A 12561-nucleotide genomic window follows, 5' to 3' on the forward strand; every position below is an offset into this window, starting at 1 on the left:
CCGCGTGTCAGGCAGGCACCTGATCCTCGGCCCAACGCCCCGTCGTCAATAACGTTTCGATCAGCTGACGAAGGTCGTGGGGTGCCATATGGTATTCGGTCAGCAGCGCTTCAAATTGCTGCTGGAACTGTTCCTCACGGCGCCCGGCCTTCTGCTCTGCCTCTTCCTCTTCCAGCGCTTCCAACGAGCGCACCGGTGGCCCGGTCGGAATATCCGTAGTGCTGCCGGGATCTTCTAGCTGACGTAGCGCTTGCGCAAACGCATCATCCAATTCACGAAATTGGCGCAGCTTGTCACGCTCGTCTGTCGGTTTATGAACTTTGTGATATTTCATTGATGTTTCATTTACACCTTTTCGACGGTGGGAGACGCCTGGTTATTCGACTGTCTTCCCATAAACTGTGCCCAAACGCGTAAAAAGGCAAAGCAAACTTGCCTTCGAGCGCTGTTACCAGCATAAAGAGAGCGTCGTTATAATCGGTACACTTGGTAATAAAAGCCTACGCATCGCCGTCAACATTTGCGATCATCGCCTCGGTAAGCTGCAATGCCATCGTCTCGATCTCAAGCAAGCTTGTTCTAACACGCACATCAACCACACCACCAGCGCACCATGAGGGCGCAGATTACTGCCAGCAGGATTCACTGGCGGTAAATACATGCATGGGAGGCCAGATAATGTTCAATGCAATGATACAAGCTGAAATCTGGCTGCAGGACACACTTGAAAAGCCGTCAAGCATCGACGATCTTGCTCGCAACCTAGGGTATTCAGCGTCTCAATTACGGCGCCAGTTTCGCCATTACTTCCACACCTCACCGAGTACCTATCGAGAAAAACGACGCCTGGAACGAGCAGCTGTTCTGCTCGCCTTTACTCCGCGTAACATAGCGCAAATTGCACTGCGCTGCGGTTATCAAAACCATTCATCTTTTTCGCGCGCATTTCAACGACGCTTTCGCTTATCCCCTCGCCAATACCGCCAGGCTATCAGTCATGTGCTGCATCAACAGATACCCTCGCGGGGCTATACGACCCGCATAGAGCAAAGCTCAGTGCGGCAGGCAGTTCTCATGCGGCTCTACAAGTCGCCTGAACATCTGAAAGGCCTGGGAGACAGTCATTACCATAGTCATCAGCTCGAAAGCCTGCAAGCACGCCTGACGGACGCCATGCCTGTTATATCGCTGCCCGACCTGCTGAGCGAAAAGATAGACGCATTGAACGACCAAACGCTGCACCCCGTGCGTACCGATATTGGGCTTTATCTGCAAACGCTCAATAATATGAAGACCATTCCGTTACCGGCGCCTTATCGTAGAGTAAATATTGCATCGCGCCAGCATGCCAGTACCTGTTTTGATGAATTCTCACAGCTATCGCGGGCGCTAACCAGCACCTTGCTTAACCTTCTTCATAAACCAGTGGGCTACTACGTTAGCGGTGAGGCACCCATGGTGCTCTGGCAATCCGATCATCTTGAATTGAGAATACCGCTGTCGAAGTAAAGACATGGCGTCCAGGTCACTAAAGAAAACCGGCATTCCTGATAGAAATGCCGGCTGGTAGGCTGCTTAGTCTTCCATACGCACGAGCCAGGACTCAACGGTCTCGTCGCCGTGTTCGTCTTTCCAACTGCGCAGTCCTTTATGGTTACCGCCGCGAGTCTCAATCACCTCACCGGTGTGCGGATTCTTGTAAATCTTCAAGCGACGCTTACGACGACCCGCATTATTGCTTACCGGCTTGGAGGAGCGCTGTTCGGCTGCCGGATCCAGCAAGGCCACCACATCCGCAGGACGTTTGCCAAATTCGTTCATTAATGCTTCAAGCTTTGATTTAAATTCAAGCTCGCTCTTGAGGCGCTGATCACCCTCTAGCCGCTCAAGATCTTCTTGTAGCTGCTTTAGCTGCTGTTCTTTTTGGATGTATTCATTAAGTAGTGACATGGGGGTTCCTTTAACATCAAGTCAAACAGATAAGATACCGAACAGACATTGCCAGTATCTATTAGTTCAGAATGCGTAATCATTATTGCTGCAAAAAAGCCAACTGACAACAGTCTAGATGAATTTTAGTCGACTACGAAAATTTAAAACAACAACTCGGTAATAAACGACATTAGCGAAGCCAATCACCGAGTTGCCAAACCAAGAAATGAGCAAAAAAAAGCGCCGCCCCAAGGGCGGCGCTTTTATTACGCCAGAACTAACGAGATATTAGTCTTGACCCATTTGCTGCTTAATCAAGTCACCGATAGTGGTCGCCCCACCGGTTTCCGGCTCTTGATCGCGCAGTTTCTTGAGATTCTGACGAGTATCGTCCTGCTCTTTCGCTTTAATCGACAGGTTGATCTGACGGCTCTTGCGATCGACGCTCACGATACGCGCTTCAACGCTATCACCTTCGCTGAGCACGTTGCGTGCGTCTTCAACGCGGTCTGCCGCAATTTCAGACGCCTTGAGCACGGCCACAACGTCGGTTGCCAGCTCAACATGCGCTTCCTTGGCATCGACTTCAACAACACGCCCCGTCACGATGCTGCCCTTGTCATTGACTGACAGATACTCGGCAACCGGATCGGAATCCATCTGCTTGATACCCAGGGAGATACGCTCACGCTCAGGGTCGATGGACAGAATGACCGCTTCCGCTTCGTCGCCTTTCTTGAAGTTACGAACGGCTTCTTCGCCAGTCTCGGTCCAGGAAATATCGGACAGGTGAACCAACCCGTCAATACCGCCTTCCAGGCCGATAAAGATACCAAAGTCAGTGATTGACTTGATGGTACCCGACACGCGATCGCCCTTGTTGTACTCGGCATTAAAGGTTTCCCAGGGATTCGCAGTGCACTGCTTGATGCCCAGAGAAATACGACGACGCTCTTCGTCGATATCCAATACCATGACGTCGACATCATCGCCCACTTGCACGACTTTGGACGGATGAATGTTCTTGTTGGTCCAGTCCATTTCGGAAACGTGAACCAGACCTTCAACGCCTTCTTCAAGCTCGGCAAAGCAGCCGTAATCGGTCAGGTTAGTGACCACAGCGTGCACTTTGGTGCCTTCCGGATAGCGGTCTTTGATATTGACCCACGGATCTTCGCCAAGCTGCTTGAGACCCAGAGAAACGCGGTTGCGCTCGCGGTCGAATTTCAGCACCTTGACGTTGACTTCGTCGCCGACAGCGACGATTTCAGACGGATGCTTAATGCGCTTCCAGGCCATGTCAGTGATATGCAGCAGGCCATCAACACCGCCCAGATCAACGAAGGCACCGTAATCGGTCAGGTTCTTGACGATACCCTTGATCTGCTGGCCTTCCTGCAGGGTCGCCAGCAGCGCTTCACGCTCGGCGCTGTTTTCAGCTTCCAGCACCGCACGACGTGATACCACAACGTTGTTGCGTTTCGGATCGAGCTTGATGACCTTGAAGTCCAGCTCTTTGTTTTCCAGGTGCGCGGTGTCGCGAACCGGACGTACGTCAACCAGAGAGCCCGGCAAGAAGGCACGGATAGAGTCGACGTCGACGGTGAAGCCGCCCTTGACCTTACCGTTGATCACGCCTTTGACGACTTCGTCTTTTTCGAAGGCGGCTTCCAGAATCTTCCAAGCTTCTGCGCGCTTGGCTTTTTCGCGGGACAGACGCGTTTCACCGAAGCCATCTTCGACGGCTTCCAGTGCAACGTGTACGTCGTCACCGATCGCGATGTTCAGTTCGCCGTTTTCATCACGGAATTGAGCCGCAGGGATCTGGCCTTCCGATTTCAGACCGGCGTTAACGGTAACCCAGTCACCGTCAATATCGACAACCTGGGCCGCGACGATGGCGCCTGGCTCCATGTTGATGTCATTTAGAGACTGTTCAAACAGTTCAGCAAAGCTTTCGCTCATGGTGTTCCTACGTGATCAACGTTGTTGAGGCATAAATGCCTTCTCCGTACCACCAGCAAGTACGGGCCTAATGTCACTCAGCTTCTGGAGGTGTTAACGCTGGTTAGACCTGACCGGGCTCTCCGAGGTGAGTATTGCGCCCTGCCATGTCGTGACACCTGTCCAAAAACGCCGCAAGGGAGTATCAACTATCAGCTACTATGCCACGCTGGACCAGCAGCTCGGTCAGTTGATCAACCACTTCCGGTATGCTCAGGCGCGTGGTATCAAGCGTAATGGCATCATCTGCCGGCTTGAGAGGAGCCACTACGCGCTGCGAATCGCGTGCATCGCGTGCCTGAATCTCCTTTAAAAGACTCGAAAGACTAGCATCCACGCCCGCTTCCTGCAACTGCTGATAGCGACGACGCGCCCGCTCGTCGGCAGAGGCCGTGAGAAATATCTTCAAGGCGGCATCAGGGAAAACCACCGTACCCATGTCGCGGCCATCAGCCACTAACCCGGGCGACTGGCAAAAATCACGCTGACGCTTCAGCAGCGCCTGACGAACTGCCGGGAGCGAAGCCACTAGGGAAGCACGTTCGCCCGCCTGTTCGGTACGAATCGCCCGGCTGACATCCTCGCCTTCCAGCAACGTACTCGGCTGGCCATCTTCAACCGGAAACGCCACGTCCAGGGACTCTGCCAGTTCAGCCAGGGCGGCTTCGTCATCGAGCGCCACCTGATGCTTGCCGGCTGCCTGGGCGATCAAGCGATAAAGCGCCCCACTATCCAGCAGGTGCCAATTCAGCCGATCAGCCATCAGCCCGCTGATGGTGCCCTTGCCGGCACCACCCGGCCCGTCAATCGTCAAAACCGGAGCCTGCTCAGTCATGCACGCCCTCCACCGCCAGTGACATGCCCACGCGGGTGGCCAGATCAATGAAATCGGGGAACGAGGTCGCCACATTGGCACAGTCGTCAATCACGATCTCGTCACCGGCACGCAGCGCAGCGATGGCAAAGGCCATGGCAATCCGGTGGTCACCCAGACTATCGATTCGACCACCGCCGTAGCTGGGTGTTTGTTCGTCGCCATGACCGACAATATCGATGCCGTCGCTAACGACCGTATGCTCAACGCCGAGAATGGCCAGCCCATCGGCCATGGCCTGAATACGATCCGACTCCTTGACGCGCAGCTCGTCAGCGCCGCGCAAGCGGGTCGTGCCACGAGCGTTGGCAGCCGCAATGAACAGGGCCGGAAATTCGTCGATGGCCAGCGGCACCTGGTCGACGGGAATGTCGATGCCGCTGAGCGGCGCGTAGCGGATACGAATGTCCGCGACGGGCTCACCACCCACTTCACGCTGGTTTTCAAGCGCCAGGTCGGCACCCATCAGCTTGAGGATATTGATCACACCGATGCGTGTCGGATTGATACCCACGTGCTCGAGGGTTATATCCGACCCCGGCGTGATCGCGGCCGCGACCAGAAAGAACGTCGCCGATGAAATATCCGAGGGCACATCGATAGGCCCTGCCGTGAGTGCGCCGCCGCCCTGCAACCAACAGGTGTCACCTTTGCGCGATACCGTGTAGCCAAAGCCGTTGAGCATACGTTCGGTATGATCACGGGTGGGCGCCGGCTCACGCACGCGGGTCTCGCCTTCAGCGTAAAGCCCCGCCAGCAACAGGCAGGATTTCACCTGGGCGCTTGCCATGGGCATATCGTAATCAATCCCCTTCAGCGCGGCGCCCCCTTTGATATTTAGCGGCGGCCGTCCGCCTTCGGCGGTATCGATGGTCGCGCCCATCAGGCGAAGCGGGTCGGCAACGCGTGCCATCGGACGCTTGTTCAGCGACTCATCGCCTGTCAGTTCGCTGTCGAACGCCTGCCCGGCCAGCAACCCCGCGAACAAACGCATCGCCGTGCCCGAGTTGCCGACATAGAGCGGCCCCGAGGGCGCCTTCAGCCCCTGCATGCCCACGCCATGAATGGTGACACGCCCCTGATGTGGCCCTTCAATGGCAACGCCCATTTCGCGAAACGCCTGGAGTGTCGCCAGGCTATCTTCGCCTTCAAGGAAACCCTTGACGTCGGTGACGCCCTCGGCTAGCGCCCCTAGCATGATGGAACGATGGGACATCGATTTGTCGCCGGGCACGCGAATACGCCCCTGCGCCTGGCCGCCTGGGTGCACCCGGTAGGTCACCTTACCTTGTGGTTGCATATGATATTCCGCCTGGTAAGTAGTCTTGTTCAATAACGTATCAAAATAATGACGCGCGTGGCTGGCTCGGTCGAACGTGGCGATCAGCGCGTCGCTGTCGCCATGCTCGACGGCCTTGCGCAGCCGGGCAAGGCCGGCCTCGAAATCATCCAGCGACGTCAGCACCGCCTCACGATTGGCGATAAATATATCCCGCCACATGACCGGATCGCTGCCGGCGATACGCGTAAAGTCGCGAAAACCACCGGCGGCATAGCGAAAAATATCCAGCCGGTCGTCTTGGCGAGCCAGCGTATCGACCAGCGAAAAGGCCAGCAGGTGAGGCAAATGACTGGTGCGCGCCAACACCTGGTCATGGTGCTCGACACTCATCTCCAGCACCTCGGCTCCGCAGGCGCCCCAAAGGGCCTGAACACGCCTCAACGCCTCAGGCTCGACGTCCGGCTCGGGGGTGAGTATCACCTTATGATGACGGTAGAGATCAGGATTGGCCGCCGAGACACCGCTTTTCTCCGAGCCGGCAATCGGGTGGCCCAGCACCATATTGGTGGGCACACGGCCAAACACCCGTTCGGCGCAGGCGCGGATGGTCGCCTTGGTGCTGCCCACATCGGTGATCACCACGTTAGCGGCGGCGCTGGGCAATGCCTCGACCAGCGTTCTCATGACCGTTTCCATGGCAAGCACAGGAACGGCGAGCACGATCAGCGAGGCATCGACGACCTGATCACCAAGCTCCGTGCCACCGTCATCGATGAGGCCCAGCTGCATGCCGAGAGCAATTTCGTCCGGATTGGGGTCGCAGCCCACGATCCGGCCCTGGAAACCAGCGCCACGCAGTGCCGCTGCCAATGAACCGCCGATAAGCCCAAGCCCGACAATCAACAGCCGCGGCTCGTCAACACGTGAAACGCCGGACGATCCTTGAACCCCTGGCGTCACAGGACGCCCTGGGGGTAAGACCCCAACACGCGCAGCTCGGCGGCACGCAGTTGGACTTCCTCCAATACGGCGGTGACGCGCGGCTCATCGCGGTGGCCTTTAAAGTCGATAAAGAACACGTAGTTCCACACCCCGGTGCGCGAAGGACGTGTTTCCAGGCGAGTCATGTCGATCTGGTGACGGTGAAACGGCTCAAGCAGGTCATGCAGCGCACCGGGCTGGTTGCGCATGGCCACGACAATCGAGGTCTTGTCCTCTCCCGACATGGGAATATCCTGATTGCCGATAATCAAGAAGCGCGTGGAATTGTCCGGGCGATCCTCGATCTTTTCCGCCACCCGCTCCAGGTTATAGAGCTTGGCCGCCATGTCGCCGGCAATCGCCGCACTGTGCCATTCGGTCTTGACCAGCTTGGCGGCTTCGGCGTTAGATGAAACCGGCACCCGTTCAGCATGAGGGAAATGCGCATCAAGCCACTTGCGGCATTGAGCGAATGACTGGGGGTGCGAGTAGATACGCGAAACCTTGTCACGCCGGGTGGTCTCGCTGACCAGCAGGTGATGATGTATGCGTAATACCACCTCACCGCAAATGCGGATGGACGAATCCATGAAGGTGTCCAGGGTGTGGTTAACCACTCCTTCGGTCGAGTTTTCTACCGGCACCACGCCGTAGTTGACGGCACCGGCTTCCACCTCACGGAACACTTCATCGATGGCGGCCATGGGCAGGCTCACGGCACTTTCGCCGAAATGCTTCAGTGCGGCCTGCTGGGTAAAGGTGCCTTCCGGGCCCAGATAGGACACCTTGATGGGCTTTTCCAGCGCCAGGCAGGCAGACATGATCTCGCGGAACAGACGCGCCATTTCCTCGGCATCCAGCGGCCCCTTGTTCAACGCCATGATCCGGCGCAGCACCTGGGCTTCACGCTCGGGGCGATAGAAGACCGCATCTTCATCCTGGGAAAGTTTGACATGCGCGACCTGCTGGGCGCAGTCGGCACGCTCGCTGATCAAACGCAGGATATCGTCGTCCAGCTGATCGATACGCTGGCGCAGCGCTTCCAGATTGATCGACGTGTCGGACATGATGATTAGCCCCTTCGTTGTTCGAAATCTGCCATGAAGGCAATCAAGGCGTCCACCGCCTCTTCAGGCACCGCATTGTAAAGACTGGCGCGCATGCCACCGACGCTACGATGGCCCTTGAGATTCAAGAGCCCCGCCTCGTCAGCCTCTTTCAGGAAGGCATTATCGAGCCTGGCATCGTCAAGCACGAACGGCACGTTCATGCGCGAGCGGTTGGCAAGCGCAATGGGGTTACTGTAAAGCTCGCTTGCGTCGATCGCGGCATAAAGCTTTTGCGCCTTGCGCCGGTTGATCGCATCCATCGCCTCGAGCCCCCCGATATCATCCTTCAGCCACTGGAAGACAAGCCCCGCCAGATACCAGGCGTAAGTAGGCGGGGTATTGACCATCGACCCAGCCTCGGCGAGCTGCTGATAGTCGAACAGCGACGGAATGGTGGGCGGGGCACTCCCCAGCAGGTCGTCGCGAACCACGACCAGGGTAAGCCCCGCCGGGCCGATATTCTTCTGCGCGCCGGCATAAATCACCCCGAACTGGCTGACGTCCAGCGGCCCGGAGAGAATGTTCGAGGACATATCGCAGACAAGCGGCACATCAGCGCCGTCACTACGCTGCGCTTGTGGCACATAGTCAAACTCGAGACCACCTATCGTCTCGTTGGAAGTATAATGCAAATAGGCAGCGTCAGTACTGATCTGCAACGCGTCCTGCGCCGGCACCTTGGTGTGGCCGCTCGCTTCACTGCTGGCCGCCACATGGTGGCGAAACCCAAGCCGCTTGGCCTCAGTGAGGGCCTTCTTGCCCCAGATACCGGTTTGAATGAAATTACCACTGCCCCCATGACCCAAGAGATTCATGGGCAGCATGGCAAACTGAAGGCTGGCGCCGCCTTGCAGAAAAAGCACTTTGTAGTTGCTGGGTATCCCCAGCAACTGGCGCAAATCCGCTTCGGTCTGCTCGGCGATCGCCACAAACTCGTTGCTGCGATGGCTCATTTCCATCACCGAGAGGCCACGCCCCTGGTAATCCAGCAATTCATCCTGGGCCCTTGCCAATACCGCTTCCGGCAGTGCCGCAGGTCCCGCGCAAAAATTATAACGACGTGTCATCGGCTCCGGCATCCTGTGCGTCATTCGCGTTGGGGGCGTCTGTCTCCGTCTCGTCCAGCGCTTCGAAGTCTGCCTCTTCCGGCTCATCGACGCGCACGGTCTTGACCAGCTTCTCTTCTTTGCCGAGGCGGATCAGCATGACCCCCTGGGTATTCCGCGAGGTGGTCGAGACTTCTTCCACACGCGTGCGAACCAGCGTGCCGCGATCAGTGATCAGCATCATTTCGTCGCTGTCGTAGATCTGCATGGCGGCCACCAGCGAACCATTGCGCTCGCTGGTCTGCATGGCAATCACGCCCTGGCCGCCCCGCCCGCGCAGCGGGAATGCCTCCAGCCGGGTGCGCTTGCCATAGCCGTTTTCACTGGCGGTGAGAATATAGATATTGCCACCATCAGACGGGCTGTCGACATCGCCGTCGACAGTGTCATCTTCGCCATCGATCTGCTGGGTTTTGGGGATGATCAGGCTGATGACTTCAGCGTTGTCCGCCAGGCGCATGCCGCGTACACCGCGAGCCGTGCGGCCCATGGCGCGCACGTTACCTTCCTCGAAGCGGATCGCCTTGCCGTTGGACGACAGCAGCATCGCATGATCAGACCCCGACGTAATCGCCGCGCCGACCAGACGGTCGCCTTCTTCCAGGTCGATTGCAATCAGGCCGACGCTGCGCGGACGCGAAAACTGTTCGAGGCTGGTGCGCTTGACCGTCCCCTGGGCGGTGGCAAAGAAGATGTAGTTATCGGGATCGTAGTCACGCACCGGCAGAATCGCGTTGACCGCTTCGCCTTCCTCGAGCGGCAGCATATTGATCAGCGGCTTGCCGCGCGAGCCGCGACTGGCATTGGGCATTTCGTAGACTTTTAGCCAGTACACCTTGCCGCGGTTGGAGAACAGCAGCACGGTATCGTGGGTCGACGCCACCAGCAGGTGCTCGATGACGTCTTCATCTTTCATCGCCGTGGCGGACTTGCCGCGGCCACCGCGACGCTGGGCCTGATAGTCGGAAAGCGGCTGGGTCTTGGCGTAGCCCGAGCGGGAGACGGTCACCACCATATCCTCTTCGGCAATCAGGTCTTCCATCGACAGGTCGAGATGGCTGGCCTGAATTTCCGTACGACGGTCGTCGCCGAACTGGTCACGCACCGCGTGCAGCTCGTTACGGATGACTTCCATCAAGCGATCCGGCGAGGCGAGAATTTCGGTCAGCTCGGCAATCTTCTGCAGAATGGACAGGTATTCGTCGAGGAGCTTCTCGGTTTCAAGACCGGTCAGGCGATGCAGGCGCAGCTCGAGAATCGCCTGGGCCTGTGCCGCCGACAGCCGATACTCGGTAGCGCTTGGGTTGAGGCCGTAGCCTTCTTCCAGATCTTCCGGCTTGCACGAGGTCGCCCCCGCGCGTTCCAGCATATTGGTGACCTGGCCGGGCTGCCAGACCTTGGCCAGCAGCTTGTCCTTGGCTTCCGCGGCGTTGGGCGACGCCTTGATGAGTTCGATCACTTCATCAATGTTGGAAATGGCAACCGCCAGGCCTTCTAGAATATGCCCCCGCTCGCGGGCCTTTTTCAGTTCGAACAGCGTGCGCCGGGTGACCACTTCACGGCGGTGACGGATGAAGGCTTCGAGCATCTGCTTCAGGTTCAACGTGCGCGGCTGCCCGTTCTCAAGCGCCACCATGTTGATACCAAAGACATTTTGCAGCTGCGTCTGAGCAAAGAGGTTGTTCACCACGACGTCGCCGGACTCGCCGCGCTTGATTTCGATGACGACGCGCAAGCCGTCTTTATCCGATTCGTCGCGCAGCTCCGCAATGCCCTCGATCTTTTTCTCTTTCACCAGCTCAGCGATCTTCTCGATCAGGCGCGCCTTGTTTACCTGGTACGGCAGCTCGGTAATGATGATGTGATCGCGGCCGGTTTTATCATGGTGCTCAATGGTGTGACAGGCACGTACGTAAATGCGCCCGCGCCCGGTGCGGTAAGCATCCAGGATGCCCGCTCGCCCATTGATGATGCCGCCGGTGGGGAAGTCCGGCCCGGGAATGTACTGCATCAGGTCATCGACGCTGAGCGTATAGTCATCGATCAACGCCAGGCAGCCATCGATCACTTCGCGCATGTTGTGGGGCGCGATATTGGTGGCCATGCCCACGGCAATCCCTGACGACCCGTTGATCAACAGGTTGGGCACCTTGGTCGGCAACACCTCGGGGATCCGCTCGGTACCGTCGTAGTTATCGACCCAGTCGACGGTGTCCTTTTCAAGATCGGCAAGCAGCTCATGGGCCAGGCGCGCCATGCGCACCTCGGTATAACGCATGGCGGCGGCGTTATCGCCGTCGATTGAACCGAAGTTGCCCTGACCATCGACCAGCACATGGCGCATGGAAAAGTGCTGCGCCATGCGAACGATGGTGTCATATACCGCACTATCGCCGTGCGGGTGATATTTACCGATGACATCACCGACGACACGCGCCGACTTCTTGTACGGCTTATTCCAGTCATTGCTCAGTTCATGCATGGCAAACAGCACACGCCGATGAACAGGCTTCAGGCCATCGCGCACGTCAGGCAGCGCGCGGCCGATAATGACACTCATCGCATAGTCGAGATACGACTGTTTGAGCTCGTCTTCAATATTGACGGGCAAGATTTCTCTGGCGATGTCACCCATGAAAGTCAGATCCTTTGCACTGCATTGGCACTGCGAGAGTTGAAAGCGCTTGAAAATGCCGCCGTCGATAACACAACAGGGCGGCGCGCAGATACATCGCTATCATACCACTGCATTAGCACCATGGGCAGCCGGTCAGGTCGTCAACGCGTCTCAATCCGCAAATACGGCTTTCTCGACGATCAACGACGTCAAGGTATCGCGGACGTGGCCCTCGATGGGACTGGCCTTGTTGGCGCGCACGTCCAACAGCACAAAGGTCAGATCGGCCTTGGCCACCAGTTGACCGTCCTTACGGCGAATCTGATGGTGACAGACCGCACTGCGCTCACCCACCTCGACAATCCCCGTCATGACGACCAGGTCATCGCCCTGCACCGCCGCCGCCCGGTAGTCGATATTCAAATTGACCACCACAAAGGCTCGCCCGGCATCGTGCAGCTCTTTCATGAGGGCCGGATGCTCATCGAAGAACGCCCAGCGACCCTCCTCCATAAACTCCAGATAGCGGGCATTATTGACGTGTCCATAGCCGTCAAGGTGATAACCGCGTACGCGCAGCTGAATCGATGAAAGCGACATAACAAACTCCTGTAATGCGTAAATGGATAATGACCATGTAGACACTTGGTCGCGCA

General features: G+C 57.5%; 10 protein-coding genes. 1 reads left to right on the top strand and 9 read right to left on the bottom strand.

The window, feature by feature from the left end; genetic code table 11:
- Nucleotides 1-7: 7 nt before the first annotated feature.
- On the bottom strand, nt 8-334 hold the full coding sequence (locus tag QC815_RS08365; RefSeq protein WP_230446862.1) for a hypothetical protein: 327 nt from the start codon (nt 332-334) through the stop codon (nt 8-10).
- Between the two features lie 344 nt (nt 335-678).
- Here QC815_RS08365 and QC815_RS08370 point away from each other — a divergent pair, with 344 nt between their 5' ends.
- Nucleotides 679-1509: a helix-turn-helix transcriptional regulator gene (locus tag QC815_RS08370; protein WP_230446861.1), complete on the top strand. Its 831-nt coding sequence runs from the start codon at nt 679-681 to the stop codon at nt 1507-1509.
- Between the two features lie 66 nt (nt 1510-1575).
- Here the strand turns inward: QC815_RS08370 and QC815_RS08375 are convergent, their stop codons facing one another.
- The 8 genes from QC815_RS08375 to QC815_RS08410 form a co-directional block, all read right to left on the bottom strand.
- Complete coding sequence (locus QC815_RS08375) at nt 1576-1950, bottom strand: histone-like nucleoid-structuring protein, MvaT/MvaU family (RefSeq protein WP_230446860.1); 375 nt, start codon at nt 1948-1950, stop codon at nt 1576-1578.
- A 270-nt stretch (nt 1951-2220) separates the two neighbouring features.
- Nucleotides 2221-3897, bottom strand: a complete 1677-nt coding sequence (gene rpsA, locus QC815_RS08380; protein WP_230446859.1) for a 30S ribosomal protein S1 — start codon at nt 3895-3897, stop codon at nt 2221-2223.
- A gap of 184 nt (nt 3898-4081) precedes the next feature.
- Nucleotides 4082-4771 carry a (d)CMP kinase gene (gene cmk, locus QC815_RS08385; protein WP_230446858.1) on the bottom strand — a complete coding sequence of 230 codons (690 nt, stop codon included), beginning with the start codon at nt 4769-4771 and terminating at the stop codon, nt 4082-4084.
- Entirely contained in the window at nt 4764-7052 is a 2289-nt protein-coding gene (locus QC815_RS08390; RefSeq protein ID WP_309768017.1) for a bifunctional prephenate dehydrogenase/3-phosphoshikimate 1-carboxyvinyltransferase, read from the bottom strand. The genes cmk and QC815_RS08390 overlap by 8 nt, the downstream gene beginning before the upstream one ends.
- On the bottom strand, nt 7049-8140 hold the full coding sequence (gene pheA, locus QC815_RS08395) for a prephenate dehydratase (RefSeq protein WP_230446856.1): 1092 nt from the start codon (nt 8138-8140) through the stop codon (nt 7049-7051). Before pheA ends, QC815_RS08390 begins: the two co-directional genes overlap by 4 nt.
- A 5-nt stretch (nt 8141-8145) precedes the next feature.
- The gene (serC, locus tag QC815_RS08400) at nt 8146-9249 is read right to left on the bottom strand and encodes a 3-phosphoserine/phosphohydroxythreonine transaminase (protein WP_230446855.1); all 1104 of its coding nucleotides are present in this window, start codon (nt 9247-9249) and stop codon (nt 8146-8148) included.
- Nucleotides 9233-11923 carry a DNA gyrase subunit A gene (gyrA, locus tag QC815_RS08405; protein WP_230446854.1) on the bottom strand — a complete coding sequence of 897 codons (2691 nt, stop codon included), beginning with the start codon at nt 11921-11923 and terminating at the stop codon, nt 9233-9235. Before gyrA ends, serC begins: the two co-directional genes overlap by 17 nt.
- Nucleotides 11924-12076: 153 nt before the next feature.
- A complete protein-coding gene (locus QC815_RS08410; RefSeq protein ID WP_230446853.1) occupies nt 12077-12505 on the bottom strand; it encodes an acyl-CoA thioesterase in 429 nt (142 codons plus the stop codon).
- Nucleotides 12506-12561: the final 56 nt, after the last annotated feature.

Source organism: Vreelandella gomseomensis, assembly GCF_031451645.1.
Classification (GTDB): Bacteria; Pseudomonadota; Gammaproteobacteria; order Pseudomonadales; family Halomonadaceae; genus Vreelandella; species Vreelandella gomseomensis.